At 66.3% G+C, this 24,695-nt stretch carries 24 protein-coding genes; 9 read left to right on the forward strand and 15 right to left on the reverse strand.

The window, feature by feature from the left end:
• The first annotated feature begins 284 nt into the window (after positions 1 to 284).
• Together VHC04_RS09510 and VHC04_RS09515 are read left to right on the forward strand one after the other, a co-directional pair.
• Complete coding sequence (locus tag VHC04_RS09510) at positions 285 to 1,343, forward strand: glycosyltransferase family 4 protein (RefSeq protein WP_325680436.1); 1,059 nt, start codon at positions 285 to 287, stop codon at positions 1,341 to 1,343.
• A 194-nt stretch (positions 1,344 to 1,537) separates the two neighbouring features.
• Complete coding sequence (locus VHC04_RS09515) at positions 1,538 to 2,830, forward strand: MFS transporter (protein ID WP_325680438.1); 1,293 nt, start codon at positions 1,538 to 1,540, stop codon at positions 2,828 to 2,830.
• A gap of 199 nt (positions 2,831 to 3,029) precedes the next feature.
• Here VHC04_RS09515 and VHC04_RS09520 read toward each other — a convergent pair whose 3' ends face one another.
• From VHC04_RS09520 to VHC04_RS09530, 3 genes are all read right to left on the reverse strand, one after another.
• Positions 3,030 to 3,944 carry an endonuclease/exonuclease/phosphatase family protein gene (locus tag VHC04_RS09520; RefSeq protein WP_325680440.1) on the reverse strand — a complete coding sequence of 305 codons (915 nt, stop codon included), beginning with the start codon at positions 3,942 to 3,944 and terminating at the stop codon, positions 3,030 to 3,032.
• 135 nt (positions 3,945 to 4,079) lie between these two features.
• A complete protein-coding gene (locus VHC04_RS09525; protein ID WP_325680443.1) occupies positions 4,080 to 4,979 on the reverse strand; it encodes a hypothetical protein in 900 nt (299 codons plus the stop codon).
• 11 nt (positions 4,980 to 4,990) lie between these two features.
• Complete coding sequence (locus VHC04_RS09530; RefSeq protein ID WP_325680445.1) at positions 4,991 to 6,001, reverse strand: aldo/keto reductase; 1,011 nt, start codon at positions 5,999 to 6,001, stop codon at positions 4,991 to 4,993.
• A 152-nt stretch (positions 6,002 to 6,153) separates the two neighbouring features.
• On the opposite strand from VHC04_RS09530, the gene VHC04_RS09535 reads away from it, so the two are divergent.
• A complete protein-coding gene (locus tag VHC04_RS09535; RefSeq protein WP_325680447.1) occupies positions 6,154 to 7,902 on the forward strand; it encodes a thiamine pyrophosphate-dependent enzyme in 1,749 nt (582 codons plus the stop codon).
• Between the two features lie 31 nt (positions 7,903 to 7,933).
• Here VHC04_RS09535 and rpe read toward each other — a convergent pair whose 3' ends face one another.
• Positions 7,934 to 8,596 carry a ribulose-phosphate 3-epimerase gene (gene rpe / locus VHC04_RS09540; protein ID WP_325680449.1) on the reverse strand — a complete coding sequence of 221 codons (663 nt, stop codon included), beginning with the start codon at positions 8,594 to 8,596 and terminating at the stop codon, positions 7,934 to 7,936.
• A 428-nt stretch (positions 8,597 to 9,024) separates the two neighbouring features.
• Between rpe and VHC04_RS09545 the strand changes: the two genes are divergently transcribed.
• The 4 genes from VHC04_RS09545 (at position 9,025) to VHC04_RS09560 (ending at position 11,697) form a co-directional block, all read left to right on the forward strand.
• Positions 9,025 to 9,495 (forward strand): CBS domain-containing protein, encoded by a 471-nt coding sequence (locus VHC04_RS09545; RefSeq protein ID WP_325680450.1) that lies wholly within the window; start codon positions 9,025 to 9,027, stop codon positions 9,493 to 9,495.
• Positions 9,496 to 9,564: 69 nt separating this feature from the next.
• Positions 9,565 to 9,972 (forward strand): cyclic nucleotide-binding/CBS domain-containing protein, encoded by a 408-nt coding sequence (locus VHC04_RS09550; protein ID WP_325680452.1) that lies wholly within the window; start codon positions 9,565 to 9,567, stop codon positions 9,970 to 9,972.
• A gap of 380 nt (positions 9,973 to 10,352) precedes the next feature.
• The gene (locus VHC04_RS09555) at positions 10,353 to 10,988 is read left to right on the forward strand and encodes a 2OG-Fe(II) oxygenase family protein (protein WP_325680454.1); all 636 of its coding nucleotides are present in this window, start codon (positions 10,353 to 10,355) and stop codon (positions 10,986 to 10,988) included.
• A gap of 22 nt (positions 10,989 to 11,010) precedes the next feature.
• Entirely contained in the window at positions 11,011 to 11,697 is a 687-nt protein-coding gene (locus tag VHC04_RS09560) for a 2OG-Fe(II) oxygenase (RefSeq protein ID WP_325680456.1), read from the forward strand.
• Positions 11,698 to 12,385: 688 nt separating this feature from the next.
• Here the strand turns inward: VHC04_RS09560 and ccoS are convergent.
• The 9 genes from ccoS to VHC04_RS09605 form a co-directional block, all read right to left on the reverse strand.
• Positions 12,386 to 12,526 carry a cbb3-type cytochrome oxidase assembly protein CcoS gene (ccoS, locus tag VHC04_RS09565; RefSeq protein WP_325680458.1) on the reverse strand — a complete coding sequence of 47 codons (141 nt, stop codon included), beginning with the start codon at positions 12,524 to 12,526 and terminating at the stop codon, positions 12,386 to 12,388.
• Positions 12,523 to 14,973, reverse strand: coding sequence for a heavy metal translocating P-type ATPase (locus VHC04_RS09570; RefSeq protein ID WP_325680460.1), 2,451 nt, complete (start codon positions 14,971 to 14,973; stop codon positions 12,523 to 12,525). Before VHC04_RS09570 ends, ccoS begins: the two co-directional genes overlap by 4 nt.
• Before the next feature lie 5 nt (positions 14,974 to 14,978).
• A complete protein-coding gene (locus VHC04_RS09575; protein WP_325680461.1) occupies positions 14,979 to 15,449 on the reverse strand; it encodes a FixH family protein in 471 nt (156 codons plus the stop codon).
• A gap of 14 nt (positions 15,450 to 15,463) precedes the next feature.
• Entirely contained in the window at positions 15,464 to 16,972 is a 1,509-nt protein-coding gene (ccoG, locus tag VHC04_RS09580; RefSeq protein ID WP_325680774.1) for a cytochrome c oxidase accessory protein CcoG, read from the reverse strand.
• A gap of 354 nt (positions 16,973 to 17,326) precedes the next feature.
• Positions 17,327 to 18,214, reverse strand: a complete 888-nt coding sequence (gene ccoP, locus VHC04_RS09585) for a cytochrome-c oxidase, cbb3-type subunit III (RefSeq protein WP_325680463.1) — start codon at positions 18,212 to 18,214, stop codon at positions 17,327 to 17,329.
• Positions 18,214 to 18,369, reverse strand: a complete 156-nt coding sequence (locus tag VHC04_RS09590) for a cbb3-type cytochrome oxidase subunit 3 (RefSeq protein WP_325680465.1) — start codon at positions 18,367 to 18,369, stop codon at positions 18,214 to 18,216. The genes ccoP and VHC04_RS09590 overlap by 1 nt, the downstream gene beginning before the upstream one ends.
• The gene (ccoO, locus tag VHC04_RS09595) at positions 18,366 to 19,082 is read right to left on the reverse strand and encodes a cytochrome-c oxidase, cbb3-type subunit II (RefSeq protein ID WP_325680467.1); all 717 of its coding nucleotides are present in this window, start codon (positions 19,080 to 19,082) and stop codon (positions 18,366 to 18,368) included. Before ccoO ends, VHC04_RS09590 begins: the two co-directional genes overlap by 4 nt.
• A gap of 6 nt (positions 19,083 to 19,088) precedes the next feature.
• Complete coding sequence (gene ccoN, locus VHC04_RS09600) at positions 19,089 to 20,570, reverse strand: cytochrome-c oxidase, cbb3-type subunit I (RefSeq protein ID WP_325680469.1); 1,482 nt, start codon at positions 20,568 to 20,570, stop codon at positions 19,089 to 19,091.
• Positions 20,563 to 20,781 (reverse strand): hypothetical protein, encoded by a 219-nt coding sequence (locus VHC04_RS09605; protein WP_325680471.1) that lies wholly within the window; start codon positions 20,779 to 20,781, stop codon positions 20,563 to 20,565. The genes ccoN and VHC04_RS09605 overlap by 8 nt, the downstream gene beginning before the upstream one ends.
• A 99-nt stretch (positions 20,782 to 20,880) precedes the next feature.
• On the opposite strand from VHC04_RS09605, the gene VHC04_RS09610 reads away from it, so the two are divergent.
• Positions 20,881 to 21,624, forward strand: a complete 744-nt coding sequence (locus VHC04_RS09610) for a sulfite exporter TauE/SafE family protein (protein WP_325680473.1) — start codon at positions 20,881 to 20,883, stop codon at positions 21,622 to 21,624.
• A 235-nt stretch (positions 21,625 to 21,859) separates the two neighbouring features.
• Positions 21,860 to 22,495 carry an endonuclease/exonuclease/phosphatase family protein gene (locus VHC04_RS09615; protein ID WP_325680475.1) on the forward strand — a complete coding sequence of 212 codons (636 nt, stop codon included), beginning with the start codon at positions 21,860 to 21,862 and terminating at the stop codon, positions 22,493 to 22,495.
• A gap of 124 nt (positions 22,496 to 22,619) precedes the next feature.
• Here VHC04_RS09615 and VHC04_RS09620 read toward each other — a convergent pair whose 3' ends face one another.
• Entirely contained in the window at positions 22,620 to 23,504 is an 885-nt protein-coding gene (locus VHC04_RS09620; protein ID WP_325680477.1) for a hypothetical protein, read from the reverse strand.
• A 429-nt stretch (positions 23,505 to 23,933) separates the two neighbouring features.
• A complete protein-coding gene (locus VHC04_RS09625; protein WP_325680479.1) occupies positions 23,934 to 24,245 on the reverse strand; it encodes a hypothetical protein in 312 nt (103 codons plus the stop codon).
• Positions 24,246 to 24,695 lie beyond the last annotated feature (450 nt).

Raw genomic sequence — 24,695 nt, forward strand, 5'->3', positions numbered from 1 at the left:
CTTCGATCTGCCTGGGGCTTGGTTCCCCAGGAGCTTGGTTCCCCTGGGGGCTTGGTTCCCCTGCGGCTTGGTTCCGTCGTGAAATGGTCGCCGCCGCGGGATTACGAAAAATGCCCCCGGATTGCGACCAGCACGCCGACTTTTCGCCACATTCGAAATCTATAACCGATAATTGATAGACGCAACGAGTTTGTGAAGTCAAGGCTAAGTTATCCAACCTCCCTCACAGAAACGACGGCGCCTAGCGGCACTCAACCCAAAGTAAAAACTGGGATCAGTTCTTCATGCGTATTGCGCAAGTGTCTCCTCTGTTCGAGGCCGTTCCGCCCAAGCTGTACGGCGGCACCGAACGCGTCGTCTACTCGCTGACCGAGGAACTCGTGGCGATGGGCCACGATGTCACGCTGTTCGCCAGTGGCGATTCCGTCACCTCCGCCAGGCTCGCCCCGATGCGGGAGCAGGCGCTGCGCCTTGACCCCACCGTCAAGGACTGGGTCGCCACCTACTACCGGATGGTCGAGCTGATCTATCGCCAGAAGGACGAGTTCGATGTGATCCACTTCCACATCGACTACTTCCCCTTGCAGCTGTTCAGCCGCCAGACCGTACCCTACCTGACGACGATCCATGGCCGGCTGGACGTGCGGGAATTCATCGAGACCTACTCCACCTTCGCCGATTGCCCGTTCGTGTCGATCTCCGACAGCCAGCGCCGGCCCATTCCGAACCTGAACTGGGTACGCACGGTGCTGCACGGCATGCCGTCGCAGATCCTGACGCCGCTGCCGGTGAAGCAGGAATACGCCGCCTTCCTGGGCCGCATCTCCCCGGAAAAGGGCGCCGACCGGGCCATCGCCATCGCCGCCAAGGCCGGCATGAAGCTGAAGATCGCCGCCAAGGTCGATAACGCCGACAAGGAATACTACGACACCAAAATCAAGCCGCTGATCGTCGGCAACCCCGACGTGGAGTTCATCGGTGAGATCAACGACGCGCAGAAGCCGGCATTTCTGTCCGGTGCCCACGCGCTGTTGTTTCCGATCGACTGGCCGGAACCGTTCGGCCTGGTGATGATCGAGTCCATGGCCTGCGGTACGCCGGTGATCGCCTTCAACTGCGGCTCCGTCCCAGAGGTGATGGATGATGGCGTCACCGGTTTCATCGTCAATAATATCGACCAGGCGGTGAAGGCCCTGGCCAAGGTCGATACGCTGGACCGTGCCAGGGTCCGCGCCACGTTCGATCGCCGCTGGACCGCGCGCCGCATGGCCGAGGATTACGTCAGCGTTTACGAAAGCCTGATCAGGAAGCCGAAGCCCCTGCTGCGCGCCGTCGGCGCCTGACCTTCCGGGTCGATCGGCTCGATACGCCCTCCTTCGTGACGGCTCGCCCTCTTGCAGGGCGGGCCACCGGCTCGGCTGCGCACTATCGCGCCGCCGCGTCCACGATACCGCCGCGTCCACGATACGGTGATCCGAGCGGCCTTTTTGGGCGGGTCGGCTGGCTCGATTGTCCGGCCCGTGCCACATCAGGACGCATGAACGGCCGCACCACGCCCTCCCGGCCAATGCCGGGCACCCGACGGGTCGGGGATCATTGCGCCCCGCGAGTCGCGATTGGCCTCAATCTCCTGAACCTCTCCACCGCCGCGATCCAGACCGGTTTCGGGCCGTTCATCGCCGTCTGGCTGACCCAGCAAGGTTGGCGGTTCGTCGACATCGGCTTCGCGCTCAGCCTGGGCACCGTTGCCGGGCTGGCCGCGCAGCTTCCTGGCGGTGGCCTGGTCGATCATGTATCCCGGAAGCGTGAGCTGACCGCCATTGCCCTGGTCGCCCTGGGCGCCGGGGCCGCCTTGATGGCCGTCTCCGCCGCGCCCCTGGTCGTCTGGGCATCGCAGATCGAGCACGCGCTGGCCAGCAGCGTCCTGACCCCCGCCATCGCCGCATTGACGCTGAGCCTGTGCGGCCATGCCGCTTTCAGCCAAAGGCTGGGCATCAATGCCCGCTATGCCGCGCTGGGGTCCGCCGGCGCGGCCGCGTTGCTGGGGCTGGTCGCCGAGGTGGTGTCGGTGCGCGCGGTGTTCATGGCAACCGCGGCCCTGACCTTGCCGGCGCTGGCAAGCCTGTTGCTGATCCGTCCCAGCGACTGCGTCATCGGCGGCGGCGAGCACATGGCCCTGACACCGCCGCACAGCCGGACGCAACGCGACTGGAACATCTTTGCCGTGCCCGCCCTGCACATCTTCGCGGTCGCCGTGCTGCTGTTCCAGTTCGCCAATGCCGGCATGCTGCCACTGGCGCTCGGTCACCTCACCCGGCAGGAGGGGACGCCGGGCTGGGTGCTGTCGGCTACCATCGTATTGCCGCAACTCATCACCGCCGCCCTGTCCCCCTGGGCCGGCACCCTGGCCCAGCGCATCGGACGGCGGCCGGTGCTGTTGGTCGGCTTCGCGATGCTGCCCCTGCGCGCGCTGCTGTTCGCCCTGTCGCCCGGCGCGGTGCCGTTGACCCTGATCCAGACTCTGGACGGGATCAGCGCAACCGTTCTGGGATTGATGCTGCCGCTGATCGCCGCCGACGTGACGAAGAACAGCGGCTACATGAATCTCGCTATCGGATCGCTGGGCCTCGCCGGCGGCCTGGGTGCCACATTCAGCACGACCGTTGCCGGCTGGATCGCCGATAGCGCCGGCCCCGCCGCCGCCTTCACCGTGCTGGCCGCCGCCGGCGCCTGCGCCACGGCTTTGCTGTGGCTGGCCATGCCGGAGACCCGCCCCGAGACCGAAACCGCGACGGCGGAGGTGGCAGGAGGTTCCGGGCCGGGATCCTGATCAGGGGCCGTCCGCCCCCAGTGGGCCTTCGGGACTCCGAGCCGGGCCGAGCCCGGGCGTCTGTTTTGGTATGAGAATGAGGGGGCTTGCCGTAGACCCCTCATCCCCATGCCAGATGAACGGGCTCCGAGGGTCTTCGGCCTTTGGCGGGGTTTCAAGGGGCGGAGCCGCCTGGTCGGGTTCGGGGTGGAAACCCCGCCTACTCGGGCACCACGATTTGCACGGATACCGGGCAGTGGTCGGACAGTCGGTCTTTTAGCGAGGGGTCGGTTTCGCGGTAGACCAGGACCTTCAGGCTATCGGGCTGCATCCAGGTGATGGCAGGGCCGCCGGCGAGGATATGGTCGATGAAATTTTCGCCGCCCCAGCAAGGCGAGCTATGGCCTTCGGTGGCTCTGGCCAGTGGCGCGGCCGAATTGAGGGACTGCAGGAACGGGTCGCGGCCGTCCATCCAGCGGTTGAAATCGCCCAGGATCAGGAAGGCTTCGTTGGCGTGCGTGCGATCACGAATCCATTGCCGCAGCGGGTCGATCTGGGCGGCGAGCTCCCGGCAGGCACCGCTGGGCGTGCGCGTCAGCGACCGATGGCTGCAACCTTTCTTCAAGTGAACGGCGAGAAGCCGCAAGTCATGGTTGCGCAGGTGCAGGGTGATATCGGCGCCACTGCGGAGGTGTTCCTGTGCCAGGGCGGTCAGGTCCGGATGGATGTCATAAGGGATGCCGCGCCGCACGGCGATGCCGACGCGCTGCATGACATGATCGCGGGTCATGTGGACGCTGTAGGCGTCGGGCGGAAACAGCGTCGCGACGGCCTCGTGGTTGTCGACTTCCTCCAGGGCGATGACGTCGGCATTGAGCTCCCGCGCATAGGCGGCAAGGCGTGCCATCTCGGCGTCCTGCCGCACTGTTACATCGGGCGGCAGATAGCGGGCGCTGGCGGGGCGGGTGGTCAGCCAGTCCAGGTTCCAGGTCGCGACTTTCAGATCCTGGGCCAGGATCGGACGAGGGGTCATCAGCGCGGCCAGCACGCAAGCCAGCAGCGCGGCTTTCAGCGGATGTACCCAGGAGGCGGCCAAGCTCGACCGGATTGCGTAATTTACAACCATAGGTCGCATTATGCCGATCCGCCCGAAGCGGCGCCAGCGCGATGACGAGGTGTCCTGCTCCATTTGACGGCCGCCAGTGGAGCCCGCCAGTGAAAGCCGCCAGTGAAAGCCCCCAGTGAAAGCCCCCTTTGAAACCTGACCGGCCTATGTGAACTTGTCGCGCAGCATCTCCCGCGCCGCCATGCCCGCGCGCAGCGAGACCGCGTTGATCGTTGCCAGCCGAAAACCGCCGGGTGGCATCGGGTGGTGCGCCGGATCCCGGTCCTCATAGAAAGGGATCTGCACGCTCAGCACGCCGGGCAGCGCCGCGGCGGCGGCGATCGCTTCGGCCGGTGGATGGCGGTAGCGTGGCCCGTGCGGGCCGAACAGCACGACGCTGTAGCCATCGGTCCGGGCCGTATCGTCATAGGTCCAGCGCCGGCTGGCATACAGCGCCACCAGCGCCTCCACCCAGCCCGGGCCATACAGGTCCGGCCATTGATCGGCAAAGCGCAGATGTGCCTCGATGATGCGGCCGCCGATCGTTTCGAAGTTGATCATCCCCGTGTAGCCGCCCAGAGTCCGCTCGGCCCAGGCGCCGCACCAGTCCTCGATCTCGGGGAACGCCTCGCTATGCACATGCCAGTAATCGAAAGTGCCGCCAGGGCGGGTGATCCCCGTCGCATGCCGCCACCACCGTGCCTTGCCATCCACCAGCGCGGCGTCGCTGCTGACATGCGCGCCGGTCAGCAGCGTGCACCAGAAATGGCCAGGCGCCATCGCCGCCTCATACTCCGCCTGGGACGCGATGGCGCGGCTGCCGGTGCCCATGCTGCGGAGATTCATCATCGGCTTGGAGAACACCGGATAACCCGGCGGCATCACCCCGTGCGGCGCGGCCTGCAGCCCCTGCGACAGCGCCACCGCCAGCTTGTCGTAGATCCAGCGGTGATCGGCGCACAGCGTCCAGGCATCGGTATCAGCCAACGGGATCATCACGTCGTCCGGGCAGGCGACGTGATCGAAGAACTGCCGCCGCCAGGGTTTCGGCGCGATGATCGGCATGGCTGAAGCGCCTAGGCGGCGGGGACGGGCGCGTTCGGGTGCAGCAGGCCCTCATTGCGCAGGTCGGACCAGAGCGAGGCGGGGATCGGCATCGAGAACAGCGGCAGGTTCTCGTTGAACTCCGCCGCGCTGCGCGGGCCGGGAATGACGGAGCACACCACCGGGTGGGCCAGCGGGAACTGCAACGCCGCCGCCGGCAGCGGCACGTTGTGCGCCTCGCATACACGGGCGATCTTTTCCACGCGGGCGGCGACGTCGGCCGGCGCCTTCGCGTAGTTCCAGGTGTCGCGGCCGGCGAGGATGCCGGAATTCAGCGGCCCGCCCACCACGATCGAGGTGCCGCGTTCCTGGCAGCGCGGCAGCAGGTCGTCCAGCGGCGCCTGTTCCAGCAGCGTATAGCGGCCGGCCAGCAGGAAGGCGTCCCAATCACCGAATTCCATCGCATCCAGCAGCACCTGCTTTTCGTTCACGCCGATGCCGATGGCGCTGACCGTGCCGGTGCGGCGCAGCTCGTCCAGCGCCTTGTAGCCGCTCTCGCGCAGCACCTTCATGTGCTTCGCGTTCTCCGCCTCGCCGTGCTGGTAGACGCCGATATCATGCACATACAGGATGTCGATACGAGCGAGGCCGAGGCGCTGGTAGCTGTCGTCGACAGAGCGCATGATGCCGTCATAGGAATAGTCGTAGACGACCTGGAACGGCATCGGCGACAGCCGCCCGTCCGGGGAGGGTGTGGTGTCCGTCTTCGGCTTCAGCAGACGACCGACCTTGGTGGACAGCACCCACGCATTCCGATCCTTTTCCCGCAGCGCGTCGCCGACCCGGTGTTCCGCCGCGCCGACGCCATAGAACGGTGCGGTATCGACATAGCGCACGCCGGCATCCCAGGCGGCTTGCACGATCGCCTCGCCGTCCTGCCGGCTGATCGGAATGCGGCTGGCTCCCATGGTCGCGGTTCCCAGGCCCAGCACCGTGACCTGCAGTTTCGTTCGCCCGACCTGGCGCTTTTCGAAATGGGGCATTGCCTGGACCTTTCCCTGCTGTCGCCGGCACAGTGGCGGCGATGCCCCCCGGATGCAAGCCGGGCCGCGCCCCTCGCCGGACCGCTGAGACCGTGACGTCAGCCGCAGCCAGCCTTATCCTCGGGAATCGCAACCCGCAGGAACGGACGTCCATGGAACTCGCTCTCGCCCGCAAGACACGCCAGTCACTGCAACCGGAACCGCGCCATGGCGGGCGCGTCCTGGCCGACGCGCTGGTGGCCCAGGGCATCCATCACATCTTTGAGGTGCCGGGTGAAAGTTTCCTCGACACGCTGGACGGGCTGTATGACCGGCGGCAGGCGCTGAAGATGGTCACCTGCCGGTTCGAAGCCGGGGCGGTGAACATGGCCGAGGCCTATGGCAAGCTGACAGGCCGGCCAGCCGCCGCCTTTGTGACGCGCGGGCCGGGCGCCTGCCACGGCGCCATCGGCGTGCACGTCGCCTTCCAGGACAGCACGCCGATGGTGTTGTTCGTCGGCCAGATCGCGCATGAGGACACCGGCCGCGACGCGTTCCAGGAAGTCGATTACCGTCAGATGTTCGGCCCGCTGGCGAAATGGGTGACCCAGATCGACCACGCGAAGCGCATTCCGGAGGTCGTTGCGCATGCGGTGGATGTCGCCACCACCGGCCGGCCCGGCCCGGTGGTCATCGCGCTGTCGGAGGAAATGCAGAAGGACCGGATCACCATACCCGACATCCCCCGGCGCGTGATTTCCCCCGCCTTTCCTGATCCGGCGGCGCTGGACCGGATGCGGGCGATGCTGGCCAAGGCGCGGAAGCCGGTCGCGGTGGTCGGCGGTTCCTGCTGGACGGAAGCAGGACGGGCGGCCCTGCGTTCATTCCTACTGGCTAACAATATCCCGGTCACCGTCGGCTTTCGGCGGCAGGCGCATTACGACGGCACGCTGGATAATTTCGCCGGCGACCTTGGCGTCGGATCGGATCCCGGCCTGATCGGAAAATTCAAGGAAGCCGACCTGATCCTGGCGATCGGCTCCCGCCTCGGCGATGCGGTGACGCAGGGCTACAGCTTGCTGGACATGGCAGGCAGCGTGCCGATCATCCAGGTGCTGCCCGATGGCGGTGAGATCGCGCGCGTCTTCCATACCGCCCTGGGAATCGTGTCGGACCTGAACACCTTCGCCCTGGCTGCCGCGGCGTTGGAGCCGGTGACGGCGCGCTGGGGGAAATGGACGCAGGAACTCCGCTCATTGCGGGAAGCGCAGCGAGCCGTGCCGAATTACCAGGGCGCCCTGAACCTGGGCACGGTGATGCGGGAGCTTGAAGGGCTGCTGACGCCCGACGCGATCGTCACCACGGATGCCGGAAACTTTGCCGGATGGGCGACGCGGTTTCTGAATTTTTCGGAAAATCAGCGCTATATCGGTCCGACCAACGGGGCGATGGGCTACAGCGTGCCGGCGGCGATCGGCGCCAAGATCACCTTTCCCGAACGCATGGTGGTCAGCCTGGTCGGCGATGGCGGCTTCATGATGACAGGGCAGGAGATCGCGACGGCCTTCCATCATGGCATCGCACCGATCGTGCTGGTGTTCAACAATGGCATGTACGGCACGATCCGCATGCACCAGGAACGCGCCTATCCCTGGCGCGTCTCCGGCACCGAGGTCACCAACCCCGATTTCGCGCGGCTGATCGAGGCCTATGGCGGCCACGGGGAGGTCGTATCCGAAACGGATGCCTTCGCCCCGGCTTTCCGCAGAGCGGTGGAGAGCGGCCAGCCCGCACTGATCGAGCTGCGCGTGAACCCGGAGCAGATCACCACGCGACAGACCATTGCCGATCTGCGCGCCGGCAAGCCGCGGCCGAAGCTTGCAAAGCCGGTGAAGGCGAAGCCGGCGGCCAAGCGCAAATAGCGCTGCCTGTCCGGCATGCCGAGGCGGATTGTCAGGCGGCCGCCGGCAATCCGCGCAGGGCGGCGATCGCCCGGTCGTAGGGCGGCCGGTGGAACACCGCCGACCCCGCCACCAAGGCCGAGGCCCCGGCCTTCGTCACCAGCGGCGCGGTATCGGGCGTGATGCCGCCGTCCACCTCGATGGTGATGGGGCGGGGACCGATCAGCGCCTTGACCCGGCGAATCTTGTCGACCACCGCCGGAATGAAGGACTGACCGCCGAAGCCCGGATTCACCGACATCACCAGCACGAGGTCGATCCGGTCCAGCACGTATTCCACGACGCTTTCCGGTGTCGCCGGGTTGATCGCCACGCCGGCCTTCTTCCCCTGGGCCCCGATCTCCTGCAGTGTCCGATCCAGATGCGTCACCGCCTCGGCATGCACCGTCAAGCGGTCGCAACCGGCCTTGGCGAATGCCTCCAGGTACGGGTCGACCGGACTGATCATCAGATGCGTGTCGAAGAATTTCTTCGTCACCGGCCGCAGCGCCTTGATGATGTCGGGACCGAAGGTGATGTTCGGCACATAGTGGCCGTCCATCACGTCCAGATGGATCCAATCGGCGCCGGCGGCGTCGATCGCCTTCACCTCCTCGCCCAGCCGAGCAAAGTCGGCGGACAGGATTGACGGCGCGATGATCGGGCCGCCGCTCATGTCGCGGTGTCCGGTGCCGTGGTGTCCGGTGCCGCGGGGTCCGGCATGTTCAGGGTCATCGAAGCCTCCATGCAGCGCGCGCCCGGCAGAAGTGCGGTCGCCCGCTCCATGCGTCAAGGCTCCGCGTCGAATGCGCTCGGCACGATTCGGTACCGGTCGCCGCGCTCTTCGCGGATCCGGCCATGATGCGACAGCCATTGATCGAGGGCCGGGATCGAGCGCCAGGGCGTCTACCTCGCGTCCCATGCCGGCGCGGTGCTTGGAGCGTGACATGGTGCATCCCCGCTACTACTGTTCGAGCTTGTCGCACGGCGTTTCCGGCAACGGGCAACCACAGCCCGCGCGGGGCGTTCCGGCCGGTTGAGCGCGATCAATGACGCGTTTTCTGCCGCGGCCAAAAATGTTTCGATCCAGTGGAGGAAATCTTCGTGACGATCATTGCCGCCGACATCATGTCGTCCCCCGTCATCACGGTGCGGCCGAACACCACGGTTGGGGAGGTCGCCAGGCTGATGTCGAAGCATCGGATCAGCGCGGTGGTGGTGGTGGATTCCGCCGACCGGATTCTTGGAATCATCAGTGAGGCGGACGTGCTGAAACCCTACCGCGAATCCATCCTCGCCCGCCGAGCCTGGTGGCTCGACCTGATAGCGGAGGGGGAGGAGATGCCGAAAGACTTCCTGGAATATTTGCGGCAGGACCGGCACGTCGCGGCGGATGTGATGGTGTCCGATGTGGTGACCGCGGATCACCGGATGACGATCCCGCAACTGGCCGAACTGGCCGTTCAGAAGGGGGTGCGCCGGCTGCCGGTGGTAAAGGACGGCAAGCTGGTCGGCATCGTCAGCCGCCACGACCTGATCCGGGCGATCGCCGGTTCCCGCGACGCATTGAGTTAAAACGGCACTCTCCGTTCCGGCTTCTCCTGACCGAGGTTGCAGCGAGGCCACGACATGACGAACCGAACCATGAGCGAGATCATCCGGCGGCAGCGTCCTGTGACGCTGCCGATTTCGGCCACCGTCCAGCAAGCCTGCCAACTGATGCGAGAACGAAAGATCGGCGCCATTCTGGTGACCGGCGGAGGTGATCAACTGGTGGGCATCTTCACCGGACGTGATGCGGTGGGCCGCGTGCTGGCCGAGGCGCTGGACCCGGCCACCACGCTTCTGGGCGTGGTGATGACCGGCCAACCCGACACGCTGGGGCCGTTTGTCAAGGCGAACGAGGCGCAGCGCATGATGCGTGACGGCGGCTATCGCCATCTGCCGGTGGTAGAGGGGAACAAGATCATCGGCATCGTTTCACAAGGTGACTTCAATGGCTTGGAGCGAGCGCGCCACGATGAGGAGACCGGCTACTGGGAAATCCTCTGACACCGCCTGTCGCTTGCGGTTGGGGATATGGTCCCGGCAGAGCAACCGGCAGGGCAAACGGTGGATGCGCGCGCCACGCCGTGTGTAATTCGGCGCAGGCTTGATCCGGATCAAAGGGTGACTCCGCGCCCGGGTCTACCCGACACCCGGGTCCGGCACTTGCCGTCAGGATCGCGATGCCTTGTCGCCACGCGGGGTCACCACCGGGGTGGCCACGCGGGCGACGCCGTCCGGCGGCGGATCGGACCCATGGTCGCGCGGAGCCGAACCATCCATGGAGACTGCCTGACCCGGCTCCGCGGCGTTCTTTGCTTGATCACGGGATCGATCGGACCGGGCCGTGCGGCCTCTGCCCCGATCCCGCTTCTGAAGGGGGCCGAATGCCGCTGCTTCGCCTGGACGCCTTGCAGGAGGCGCCGCTGACGCGGGATCCGTTTCAGTTCACCGTGGTCCGGGATTTCGTCACGCCGCGGGACGCCAGCGCGATCCGCGATGCGTTCCCGAGAATCGCCCATGCCGGGCTGCTGCCTGTCGCCGCGGTGGCGGGTGGACCGGCCTTCGACGCGCTGATCCAGGCGCTGCGCGCACCCGCGTTCTCCCGCGCTCTGTCGGAGAAGTTCGGTCTCGACCTGGTCGACCGCTCGCTGATGATCACCGTGCGCGGACGCTGTGCCGAACGCGACGGGCGCATCCACACCGACAGCATCTGCAAGCTCGCCACCGCGCTGCTGTATTTCAACGATACCTGGGACGCGGATGGAGGCCGGCTGCGCCTGCTTCGGCGCCCGGACGACCTGGATGACATGCTGGCCGAGGTGCCACCCGACGCCGGTACGTTGGTCGCATTCCAGAGATCCGACAAGTCATGGCACGGCCATGAACCCTTCGTCGGTGTTCGCCGCTATGTGATGATCAACTGGATGGCCAGCACCTTCGCGGCGAAGCGGGAGTTGTTCCGCCACCACGTATCTTCGGTCGCCAAGCGCACCTTCAGGCCGGCGGCCGGCCATGTCTGAGCCGGCCACTCCGGACCCGGCGATGCGAAGCCCAGGCGTGCCCGCCACGGCCATGCCGTCCGCCGAGGCGATCGCCGACACTTTCCTGCGCAGCCTGGGCCAGGCCGTGGCCGGGACCTACCCATTCCGCCACTGGCTGCTGACCCGCATGCTGCCGCCTTCCAGCTGCGCCGCCGTCGATGCGCTGGATGTGGCCCCGCCGCCGATCGGCGACACGCTGGGCAAGCGGGAGACGCATAACAGTTCCCGGCTGTTCTTCGGGGTTCGGCAGCGGGCCGCGCACGCGGTGTGCAATGACATCGCGCATGCCTTTCAGGGCCGTGGCGTGGTGCGGCGGTTGGAACAGACCTGCGGTGTCTGTCTGTCCGGCAGTTCCTTGCGGATCGAATACTGCCTGGACACCGATGGATTCTGGCTGGAGCCGCACACCGATATCGGCGCCAAGCTGTTCACCATGCTGATCTATTTGTCCGAGGACCCGGGTTCCGAGGCTTGGGGCACCGATCTGTATGACGCGGACCGGACCTGGGTCGGCACCACGCCATACGCGCGCAATGCGGGCCTGATCTTCATTCCGGGACCGGATACCTGGCATGGGGTGGAACGGCGGCCGATCAAGGGCGTGCGTCGATCGCTGATCGTGAACTATGTCAAACCTGAGTGGCGGTCACGCCACGAGCTGGCGTTTCCGGAGCAGGCGGTCGAATAGGACGGGGGCACCGCGACTGTCCTATCATGCTTTTGGAGCGCGATCGCCTGAAGCCGGCGACCAGAGGGTATGAATCGCGCTGTTGAATCAAAAAGTTGACAGAGCATGGCAGGGCCAACCTGACCCTGTCATGCTCTATCCGACGACGAAGCCATATAAGGCCATGCACGACCAGGCGATCAGTGCCCAGAGGACGAGGCTCAGCACCAGCGACAGGACGAAATACCAGTTCACGCGTTTCATCCGACCTGGCGCATCGGAAGGCCGAGACGCGCTGGCGACCGGGGTCTGACGCATGCGGCCCGTGCTCACGCCACCGCTCGCCGGGAACGCCGTCTTCGCGGTCCACCGCCCGGCACGCCGGCGGAAGAACGTGCCGGTGTCAGGCGCAGGATTGGTTCGCTATCGCGGGATGCGCATGGGTGTGACCAGCGGACCGGCGGCACAGGATACGTCGATATAGAATATAGGGCCAAAACCACTCCCCTTGGTTGTCCCGGAGAGTTCGCCACTTACTTTCAAACGAAAAAACTCACATTCACGCGATCGTGAGTATGTGATACGTGTGACTGTTTTTGTCACAGCATGGCAGCCGGATTGACAACAAAAGCCGATACGGATGCGCCCGCTGCTTCATTAATGATATGATGGCCATCGATCCGGGCACGCCTTCTCTGCCCGATCCGAGTCAGTCCTTGTCGTACAGGATCCGGTTGGCCGCGCCGTCCATGTCGTCAAACTGGCCGCTGCGCAGGGACCAGAGGAAAATCCCCAGGCCGCAGGCACCAAATATCAGGCTGACGATCAGCAGATACAGGATGACCGTCATGGCTTGCTCTCCCATGTCGTGTTCTTCTCGATCCGCCCGCCCCGGCGCAGGCGCAGGCTGTTGCCCATCACCAGCAGCGATGAACTGGACATCGCGGCGGCCGCCAGCCAAGGCGTGACCAGCCCGGCAACCGCGAGGGGGACCATTACGGCATTGTAGCCGATCGACAGCGCCAGGTTCTGCACCATCGCGCGCCGGGCTCGGCGCGCGGTGCGCAGAGCGATCACCACCGGCGCCAGTTTCGCCCCTTGAAACACCAGATCGGCGACCGTCTGGCTGACATCCGCCGCCGAGGCCGGGGACGCCGATACCAGGGCCGCCGCGAGGGCGGGGGAGTCGTTCAACCCGTCGCCGACCATCAGGACCTTTTCACCCGCCTTGGCACCCGCCTCTATCAGCGCCACCTTCTCCACCGGCGAGCAGGCCGCCCGCCAGTCTTGAAGTCCCAATGCTTCGGCCACCGATGCCACCTGCGCCGGTTGATCCCCCGAGATCAGGCGCAGGCGCAGCCCCATGTCGCGCAGCGCCGCGACGGTGTTCAAGGCGTCCTCTCGCAGCCGCTCCTCGAATGTAAAGCGGACCGGCTTCATGCCTGGGCGCGTCAGCCAGAGCTCCGGGCCGCTGGTGGGTCGGGGTGTCGGATCGGGTAGCATGCCGCAGAAGGAGCGGCTCCCGAGTCGGATGTCGCCATCCGGCGTGGCCAGGGCCAGCCCCTGGCCCTGATGCTCGATCACGCCATCGGCCGGCGCCACCACGCCGGCGGCTTGGGCCAGGGAACGGGACAGCGGGTGGCGGCTGGTCGCCGCCATGGCCGCGGCCAGGCGCAGCGCGCCGTCGTCCTCCACCTCGGACAGCGCCAGCAACGGGTCTGTCAGGGTGCCGGTCTTATCGAACACCACCGTGTCAACCTGCGCGAGGCGTTCCAGGGCGGTGGGCGATTTCAGCAGCATGCCGCCGCGGAACAGCATGCCGGTGGCGATTACCTGCACGGCCGGCACGGCCAGCGCCAGGGCGCATGGGCAGGTGACGATCAGGACCGAGGCGGCGACCAGCAGCGACTGGCCGACCGGGGCGCCCAGCCACGCATACCAGCCCAGGAACGTGAGCAGCGAACACAGGTGAACGGCGGGTGCATAGCGACGGGCGACGCGGTCGGCGATGACCACGAAGCGGCTGCGCCGAGCCTCCGCGGCCTCGATCAGCCGGACGCACTCGGCCAGCAAGGTGGTCTCGCCGGTCGCCACCGCGCGGACGGTCAGCACGGCGCCCAGGTTCAACGTGCCGGCAAAGACCTTGCTGCCGGGCGAGATGCTGGCGGGCAGGCTTTCGCCGGTCACCAGGCTGGTATCCAGCATGGACTCACCCCGCTCCACCACGCCGTCCACGCCGATGCGCTCGCCGGTCGCGATCAGAATCCGGTCGCCTTCGGCCACCTGTTCCTGTCCTCGGCGCTGCACCGATCCGTCGTCCAGCAGGACCGCGACGTCGGTGCCGCGCAGTGTCAGCAGCTGTTCGGCCGTCGCCCGAGCGCGGCCGCGGGCGATGTGGTCCAGGTAGCGGCCGATCAACAGGAAGAACAACAGAGCGACGGCGGAATCGAAATAGGTATGCTCGCCGTGGTGGATGGTGGCCACCAGGCTCATGCCGGTGACCAGCAGCACGCCCAGGCTGATCGGTACATCCATATTGGTGCGGCCGTGCCGCAGCGCCGCCAGCGCCGACGTGAAGAACGGGCGGCCGGCATAGGCGATGGCCGGCATGGCGATTGCGGCCGATACCCAATGCAGCAGCGCCAGCGTGGCCGCGCCGATCGGGTCGGCGCCGTTGATCTGGCCGGCCCAGATGCCGATGGAGATGAACATGACGTTGCCGGCGGCGAAGCCAGCAACAGCCAGGGCGCGCAGGAGCGCCCGGCCGGTGCGGTCCTGCGCCGCGCTCAAGGCGCGCGCGTCGAACGGGACCAGGCGGTAGCCCAGTGCCTCGATGCGTCCGACCAGGTGTCCGGCATCCTGAATGGTGCCGCGCCAGCCCAGGCGCAGGCGGCGGGTCGTCATGTTGACGCGGCCGATCGTGACGTCGGGTTCCCTGGCCAGCACCGATTCGATCAGCCAGACGCAGGCGCCGCATTGCAGCCCGTCCACGGCAAGCGTCAGCTCGTACGCGCCATCTGGTCTGGCGACGACGTGGCGAGCCAGGTCCCGGCGACCCCCGCCTTGGGGGCCGCTCTGGACCGGTTCCGGCCGCGGCGCGCGTTCCCGCGCGTCCAGGACCCGCTGCTCGTAATAGCGGCCCAGGCCCAGCCCCTCGATCAGGTCATGCGCGGCGGCGCAGCCGGTGCAGCAGAACGGCCGCCCTGGCGGCGCTTCCTGGCCGCAATGGGCGCAGACCGACCGGCCGACCGGCCGCGCGGCGGCCCGGCTCTGCTCCAGGGTCAGCGATTGGGCCACGGCACCTACCGCACCACGACCCGCCGCGTCGTGGTGTAGACATGGTTGCCACTGCGTACCGTCACCAGCAGGTCCCATTGACCGGAGAACAAGTGGGTATCGGATTGCAGCCGGCCGCCGCCCAGGTCGCGCAGCGCCAGCCTGGTATAATCCTCGGGGCCGACCGGCCGTTCCGCGGCCGCCTCGACCGCCGCGCCGGCGAGTGCCTGGCCGTCCCGATCGGTCACCAGCACCACAGGGCGGCGCTGCTGGTCGACACCGGTTTCCACGTGCCAGCCCAAAGCGGCCTGCTGACGTTCGGCCGCGATCACGCGGCCATACTGGTTGCTGAGGTCGAAGCCGTCGGTACCGGCCTCACCGGGGAACGTTTTCAGGGCGTCGAAGATCATCACGCCGTTGACGGCGATCACGATACCCAGCGAGGCGATCAGTCCGGCGGGAAACCAGCGCCAGGCCGAGGAAGGGGACGTGCTCATGATATTGCTCCGATTCACGGATGAGTGCCCGCCTGCGGACCGGCACCATAGCCGGGCGGTCCCATGAAGATCGAGTGATAGACGGTTTCCACGCCGCTCGCCGTGTCACGCAGGACGAAGGTCACGGGAATGGAACCATCCTCCAGTCTGGCGGGGCGTGCGGTGACCAGCACGCGGACGGTCTCGACCTGATCCGCCGGGGCCAGGATGGGCAGGGTTGTTTCAGGCTGGGCATTGCCGCTGGCGTTCGCCAGCTTCGCGCCCGGCAGGCCCTCGATCCGCAGGTTGAAGACGCGGTTGAGCGCCGCCTTGTTGACCACCTTCACGGTAAAGCCGTTGCGCAGGCTGCCGTCCGGCGCGCGGACAAACAGCGGCGCCCGATCGCGCTGCACCGACAGATTGACGGTGGCGCGCCCGACCAACGACCCGAGCAGGACGACCGCGGCCAGGGACAGGACGCCAACATAGATCATGGTCCGGGCTCGGAACAGCTTCAGCGCCTCGTGCCGCCCGGCCTCCTTCGCCTTCTGGCCGGCCAGCGTGTCCCAGGTGATCAAGCCCGTCGGCCGGTTGATCCGCTTCATCACGGTGTCGCAGGCATCCATGCACAGGCCGCAGTTGATGCACTCCAGCTGGATCCCGTCGCGGATGTCGATGCCGGTGGGGCAAGCCTGCACGCAGACACCGCAATCGACACAGTCGCCGGCCTTGGCCTGTGATCCGGCCATATCCTGGCTTGGGCCGCGGTTCCGACCACGCCGGCGCGGCTCGCCCCGCCACGCCTGATAGGTGACGGTGATGCTCTGGTCGTCCAGCATCGCCGACTGGAAGCGCGGCCACGGGCACATGTAGGTACACACCTGCTCTCGGGCCCAGCCGGCGAGCAGGTAGGTGGTGAGGGTGAACAGGCCGGTGAAGAAGTAGACCGGCATGGGCGCCTGCAGCGTCCAGAAATCCACCACGACGGTCGGCGCGTCCGTGAAGTACATGATCCACGCGCCGCCGGTCCAGAAGGCGATGCCCAGCCAGATCCAATGTTTCAGGGCCTTTTTCCAGATCGTGTCGGCCGTCAGCGGCGCGGCGTCGCGGGCCATGCGTTCCGCCCGATCACCCTCGATCGCGCGTTCCACCCACATGAACAGGTCGGTCCACACGGTTTGCGGGCAGGCATAGCCGCACCAGACGCGGCCGACGATGCTGGTCACCAGGAACAGCGTCACCGCCCCCATGATCATCAGGCCGGCCAGCACCCACATGTCCTGCGGCCACAGCTCCAGGCCGAAGAAGTAGAAGCGCTCCGCCGAGATATCCAGCAGCACGGCCTGATCCGGCTGGCCCTGGCCGCGATGCCAGCGAATCCAGGGCAGGATGTAATAGACCGCCAGGCAGGCGATCAGGATCGCCCATTTCGCCGTGCGCACCCGCCCGTGTACCGTCCGCGGATAAATCCGTACGCGGGTCGCATACAGGCTCTGCTTCGGCGTCTCCCGCTGCTGCTGCATGTTCCGGTCGGACTTGCTCATTCGGGACACGGTGGTTTCGCTCCTGCGCCGCCGGCTCACCGGTCACGGCCTGTGCGGATGGATCGACGGAGCCGGTTCGCGAAGACGAACGCCCGCGAATCCGGCGCCCGCGAATCTGGCCCGCGGACATTGGCCGGACCTGGAGGCGGGGTCTTTGATTTCGATCAGTATCAAGGCAGGGGCGGGCGAGGGAGGCATCAACGCGGGGGGCAGCGTCACGGGACGGATCGCGCCGCCGATGCTCCCAGGGCCAATGCTCCCAGGGCCGATGCTCCCAGGGCCGATGCTCCGAGCCAGGCCGCCGGACACGGTGCCGGCGGCCTGATAGTCCGCCCCTTCAGACGCTTGCCGGCGCTATTCGCCGCCGCCCAGCGAGTGGACATACAGCGCCACCGCCTTGATCGTTGCGGGATCCAGACGCGCATGCCACGCCGGCATCACCCCCATGTGCGGATGGGTTATCTGCGCGACGATCGCCTCCCGGCTGTTGCCGTAGAGGTGCACCTGGCTCGCCAGTCGCGGAGCACCGACTTCCCGGCCTCCCTGGCCTTGCGCACCGTGGCAGACGGCGCAGTTATCGGCGAACAGCTTCGCCCCTTCCGCGACATCCTTGGGAACATCCTTGGGCGCACCCTCGTCCTTGTTGCCGTAAAAGGACGCCCAGACATAATCCGCCACTTGCTGGATCTGCGCCGGCGTCAGCATGCCGGCACCGAATTCCGGCATTGCGCTGTTCCGTGCGTCCGCATCGCCGGAGCGGATGCCGTAGGTGATGGTCTGCTGAATCTCCTGCAGCGTGCCGCCCCACATCCAGGCACCGGCGGCCAGCGCCGGATAGCCGGGTCGCCCGCCGCCGCCCGCGCCATGGCAGGGCTGGCAGTTGTTGGCGAACGCCTGGCGGCCGTCGACCAGCGCCAGTTCAAGCAGCTTCGGATCCGCCTGGATCTGGGCGAATGACAGCGCGGCGATGCGGTCCATCTCGGCCTTGCGCTGCGCGATCACCTGCTCGACCGCCTGGTCCACCGCCCTGCGCTGCGAATAGCCCAGCACCCCCGGAAAATATCCGGTGAAGTAGGGCACCGACGGATACAGGACGAACTGGCCGATCGCGAAGACGATGGTGGCCAGGAACACATACAGCCACCATTTCGGCAACGGCGTGTTCAGCTCCTTGAGGCCGTCCCATTCGTGGCCGGTCGTCTCGCGACCGGTGATGGCGTCCTTTTCGATCTTGGTCGGCACTACACGTCATCCTTGAACGGAATCTGGCCCTGGCGCTCGACGTTCTTCTTACGGCTTGGCCAGTAGGTGAAAACGACGATCGCCACGAATAGCACCATCATGACGATCATCAGGTGATGGTCGATCCAATGGATCAGCGGCAGGTATTCGCTCATTGCCGCAGTCTCTCGGTGTTGGTGTCGGCGAAGTTCACCAATGTGCCCATCATCTGCAGGTAAGCGACCAGCGCGTCCATCTCGGTCGGCTCACCGTTGCCCGACACGGTGACCGCCTTCGGATAGCGGGCCAGCAGCTTCGTCTGATCGGCGTTCGGATTGGCCTGCGCCAGCAGATCGACCTGTGCGTTGGCGATGTCCTCGTCCGTGTAGGGCACGCCGATGTCGCGCATCGTCTTCATCCGGTCGGCGATGTCGAAGATCTGCAAGGGCGTTTCCTGCAGGAAGGCATAGCGCGGCATCAGTGATTCCGGCACCATCTCCTCCGGGTTCTTCAGGTGGGCGTACTGCCAGTCGTTGGAATACTTGCCGCCCACGCGCGCCAGGTCGGGGCCGATGCGCTTCGAACCCCACTGGAACGGATGGTCATACATGCTCTCGGCGGCGATCGAGTAATGACCATATCGCTCCACCTCGTCACGCAGCGCCCGGATCTGCTGGCTGTGACACAGATAGCAGCCCTCGCGGATGTAGATGTCGCGTCCCCGCAGCTCCAGCGGCGTATAGGGACGCATGCCTTCCACATGCTCCACGGTGGTTTCGATCGTGAACACCGGCAGCACCTCGATGATGCCGCCAATCGCCACCGTGATCAGCGTGCCGATCAGCAGGAAGATGGCGTTCTTCTCGAAGAACTCGTTACGGAACGTCATGACGGATCACTCCCCTGCGACCGGAACGGCGACCGCGACGGCGGGACGGGTGGAGATGAGGGGTTCGCGCGGCAGCTCGGTGGTCGGGCTGCGGACGGTCTGGATCAGGTTGTAGACCATGATCAGGGCCCCGGAGAGGAAGAAGAGGCCGCCCAGCAGGCGCACCACGTAGTACGGGTGCACGGCGACGACCGATTCGACGAACGAGTATTGCAGGAAGCCGTACTGGTCGTAGGCACGCCACATCAGGCCCTGCATGATGCCCGCCACCCACATCGAGACGATGTAGAGCACGATGCCCAGCGTGGCGATCCAGAAGTGCCAGGACGCCAGCCGCGTGGAATACAGCGCCTTGCGGTTCCACAGCACCGGAACGATGTAGTAGATCGCGCCGAAGGTGATGAACGCCACCCAGCCCAACGCACCGGAATGCACGTGGCCGATCGTCCAGTCGGTATAGTGCGACAGGGCGTTCACCTGCCGGATCGACATCACCGGGCCTTCGAAGGTGGACATGCCATAGAAGCCGACGGCGGTGACCGAGAAGCGCAGGCCAGGATCGGTGCGCAGCTTATCCCAGGCACCCGACAGGGTCATGATGCCATTGATCATGCCGCCCCAGGACGGCATCCACAGCATGATGGAGAACGCCATGCCCAGCGTCTGGGTCCAGTCCGGCAGCGCGGTCCAGTGCAGGTGGTGCGGGCCGGCCCAGATGTACAGAAAGATCAGCGTCCAGAAATGCACCACCGACAGACGGTAGGAATAGACCGGCCGGTTCGCCGCCTTGGGGATGAAGTAGTACATCATCCCCAGGAAGCCCGCGGTCAGGAAGAAGCCGACCGCGTTATGGCCATACCACCATTGCACGATGGCATCCTGGACGCCCGCATAGACGGAATAGCTCTTGGCCGAGAACAGGCTGATCGGCAGCGCGATATTGTTGCCGATGTGCAGCATCGCCACGGTGACGATGAAGGCCAGGTAGAACCAGTTCGCCACATAGATGTGCTCTTCCTGGCGCTTCATGATGGTGCCCAGGAACACCACCAGATAGGCGACCCATACGATGGTCAGCCACAGGTCGATGTGCCACTCGGGTTCAGCATATTCCCTGCTCTGGCTATAGCCCATCACGTAGCTGAGGGCGGCCATCACGATGAAGAACTGGTAGCCCCAGAATACGAAGTCGGCCAGCGCCTTGCCGCCGAACAGGCGGGCGCGGCAGGTGCGCTGCACGACGAAGAAGGAGGTTCCCAGCAGGGCGGAGCCGCCGAAGGCGAAGATCGCTGCCGAGGTGTGAACCGGGCGCAGGCGGCCGAAATTCAGCCACGAACCGGGATTGAGCCACGGCCAGGTCAGTTCGGCGGCAATATAGACGCCGACCAGGAAGGCGACGATGGCCCAGAAGATGGAGGCGATGATGAATTTCTTCACCACATCCATGTTGTATTCGATCGGCGGTGACGCCGCGGCTGCCTCAGCCATGTCTGTCATCCTTTGCCGCGGCCCGCGCCGCGTCGACGTTGTCGTAATGACGCCTGATCAATCCGAAAACGAACACGACGGCGAACGCCGCGAGCGACGCGCCGAACACGGCCATTTCGCCATCGTTGGCCTTGCCGAACACGTACAGACCGATCAGGCCGAAAATCGCCATCATCGGGCCGACGATCCAGTCCCCCACCTCGGTTCGCATGGACACCTCTCTTGCTAGCGGGCGCAACCTGACGAGATGTTAACAAGGCTACCTTGATGCAGATCAACGGGCGCCGGGCGCTTTCCTGGCAGGGTGTGGATGATGGATCACTTTCAGGCTCTCGCGGCCATTTGCTCGACCGAGGGCTCTGTGCGCGGCGGCCTGCTGGTCGGCTTGTTCCTGGCCGGCGCGGCCGGCAGCGTGATGCATTGCGCGCCAATGTGCGGCGTGTTCGTGCTGGGGCAGGTCGCGGACCGCATGGCTCGCCTGCCGCAGCGTCTGATGTGCGAGTCGAACCGCATCAGAAATGGCCTGCTGCTGCCCTATCACCTGGGAAGGTTGACCACCTATGCCGCGCTGGGCGCCGCCACGGCCGGATCGGTGTCCCTGCTGGCGACCAGCGGCATCCTGCGGCATGTGTCGGCCGTCCTGCTGCTGCTGGCGGCGGCGCTGTTCATCAGCCATGCCGCCGGGCGACTGGCCGGCCTGGGTTGGAGCGACCGGGCGCCGGCCTGGTGGACGCGATGGCTGGGGCGGTTGTCCCGCCGGATCCCGCGTGGTTCGGTCCGCGGGGAGTTCCTGCTGGGCCTGGTGCTGGGTTTCCTGCCTTGCGGGTTCCTATATGCCGCGATCGCCGCCGCGGCGGCCAGCGGCAGGCCCTGGCTGGGAGCCGCCGCGATGCTGGCATTCGGCCTGGGCACGGCACCCAGCCTGATGGTGGTCGGCGTAGCCGGCCAGGCGGCGGGCCGACGGTGGAGTCGCGCGGTGACGATGGCGGCGCCGGCGGTGATGGCCCTGAATGGCTGTCTGCTGTTGGTGCTGGCGTGGCAGAGGCTCGCGTAGGGCTGGGCCGCGCGGATTGCAGTTGATTTCGTGCCGGCTCTCCGCCACATGGGGGACACTCGGACAGAACGACCGGACTCACTGCCGAATCCAACGGATCGGGCCTGCCTTGAGCATGCGTGGCTGTCTGGGCACGCGATATGTTTCCCGCCTCCGGCTCTCCCGAACGGGTGCGCCAGCGACGCGGGTCGAGGCTTGGGTCGTTGGCGTTGCACGGGACAGCAAGGCGAGCTTGATGAAGCTGATCAGTTGGAATCTGCTCCGCCTGACCGGGGCGTCTCTGGACGATGTCGCTCGGCTGATCGAGCGGGAAGAGCCCGATATCCTGCTGATGCAGGAAGCCACCGTGGCGATGGATGGATTGCCCTTGCGGGTCGGCGGCGACTTCCGGCGGACGCTGCTGCCCAACCGGATTCATGGCCTGGCGGTCTGGACCCCCGGAAAGCTGGCGAGACCGCCGCGCATCGTCACGCTGCCGTCAGGTGCCATGTTCGACCGGATCGGGCAGGTGGTCGATCTGGGCGCGGTGTCGGTCGCCAACGTGCATCTCTCGCATGGCCAACTGCTGAACCGGCGTCAACTGCGCTGCATCGCGCGGGAATTGCCCCACCATGCCGTGATCGTGGGTGACTACAACCTGGTCGGGCCGGCCCTGCTTCCAGGCTTCCGCGATGTCGGCCCGCGGGAGCCGACCCATATCGCCGGTGACGTCGTGCCACTGCGCATCGACCGCTGCCTGGTGCGGGGCATCGGCTGCCTGGGCGCCAGGGCCCTGCTGCGGGAGGCTTCGGATCACCGGCCCATCCTGGTGAACCTGGATGTCATGCACGCCCGCCGCCCGATGATGGAACCGGCCCGCGCCGCCGGCTGACCCGGTCGGGCCGGGATTGGTCTCGGTGTGCGATCGCCTGAAGCCGGCGGCTGGAGGGCGTGAATTGCGCTTTTGAATCAAAGGGTTGATAAAGCATAATTGGGTCAACCCGACCCTGTCGTGCTTATCGGCGCTGCACCATGCTGCTGTGGATCCAGCCCTCGGCGGCGCCGTCGCCGACCTGTAGCCATCCACCCGGCGCCTCACCGAACACATGCAGTTCCGTTCCCTGGTGCTCGACCCGCAGGACTCCGCCCTGCGGCGAGCTGCGGATGTTGGCGTTTTGCCGCACGATCACGGTGGTGCCCGCGGCGGGCGATGAGGCCGCTGCGGCCTGCGTGGCCGGCGGGAGTGCACCAACGGCGGCAGCGGCCGCGGGTGCCACCGGGGGCGGCTCTGCCGGCGGCGGGGCCAGGACGGCTTTCATGTCATCCGGAAGGGGCGGCACCGGCGTGACGGTCTCTCGCCGCGTGTTCAGCGGCCCGCCATTTTCGAAGCACCGGCCCAGCGTGTCGATATAGCTTCGCGTCGCCTCATTGACCGTGCTGCCAACCCGCGGCTCCACCTTGTATCTACGGGCGGGGTCTTGATTGAACTCGTCGCGCGTCACCACGGCGACGAACAGCACGAAGGTGTTGCTTGACGGGCCGAACACGTTGGCCTGGCCGCACACGGCGAACTGGTTCCGGATGGCCTGCGGCCATACCTGCTCGCCGCGGAAACGCACGGAATCCGGATTGCTGGCAGAAACCCGAATACTGGCTTCGGCCGCCTTGCGGATCTCCGCGAACGGGTCTGGTGACGTGGCTGTCTGGGCCGGAGAGGCGTCGCATCGATCCTTGTCGCAGCCGGCGACCAGCAGCGTGATGGCGAAGGCCAACGAAGCCACGGTCATGGCGAGGGGGTCTGCAAGCGATCGGCCGAAGATGGACACGGTGGAACCTCGTCCGCGGGTGAATGCCGAAAGGATGATCCAAAGTGATGACCGTGACACCCCGCCGCCATGCACCCGGTACCTGATTGTTGACGGTGAAGCGGGAAGATGTCCGAGCCTGAATACGGGTCAGGCGCGAAACCGGGCGGTTCGAGGGACGTTGAAAGCTATGAGGATGCCGTATGGAGAGACCATGGCCGACCGACAGAACAAGCAGCGACGGCCTCCGGCGGGGAAGCCGCGCGACGCGGACCTGGATGAGGCGTTGGAAGAGAGCTTCCCGGCCAGTGATCCTTTGCCGACCTCCCCGATCACCGGCGTGAGGGCGGGCGATGAGCCGCCCGAAGGTGATGACGGTCATGACGACGCGAAGGGAGCGGCTCGCGCTCATAAGACCAGAGGTTGTCACAAAACCAGCGGTTCCGGCGGCTGATACCCTCGACGGGCCGCCCTGTCGCCCGGTCTCCCTTGCCGCCCGGTATTCCTCCCGCTGGATCGGGTGCCTCAAAGCGGATGGCGCGGATGATGTGCCAGATGAGCGCCTGTACGGGATAGCAGCGGCTCCATCATCGCCTCCCGCCGGGCGCAAAGCAGGCGGTGGTGGATGGCGGTCGCAAAGGTGAGCTCGGCCTCGATCGAGGGCGAGGCGGTGCCGGTTGCGACCTTCGCTTGCAGCGCCTGGATGCGCATCGTCAGCCCGGCCAGGGCCACGTCCAGCACGACGCATGGAATCACCGGGGGATGACTGCTGGCCCGGTGGTTCCGAGCCCAGATGCGCCATGTCGCCTGTCGCGCCGGGTCAGCCAGCGCACTCACGCCGGCTTCAATGCATCTGCGGGCTTTGATGGAAAGAATCGTCATCGCTCCGCTCCCTTCAATAAAATACCGTAACGATATCGCCGTCGCGGAGGCGTGCGCGGCGGGTCGTGGCGACGGATGGGCCTCTTGTGGCCCGCACTGTTTCCGAACCGAGGTCGCGTTACCGAAGTCCCCCGGGCTCTCGCGTCCATTGCCGACAAGGCGAAGCAGCCGTGACGCTGGACGGGATATGGGCAAAATTGTGGCCGACGGCATAGGGATCAGATCCGGGATTCGGCAAGGTGCCGCAATCGTGATGGGGCGGCGGGGACCTCCGAACCGGCTTGCAGGGCCTCGCTCTCGATCGCCCGAGAGGGGACGCCGCGTCACAAGCGCATTCCGTATCTGGATTCCAGCTCGCATGAAATTGACATATGACAATTGACGATCAAAGGGGGGGCATTGCCG

This window comes from Rhodopila sp., from assembly GCF_035548095.1.
GTDB lineage: Bacteria > Pseudomonadota > Alphaproteobacteria > Acetobacterales > Acetobacteraceae > Rhodopila.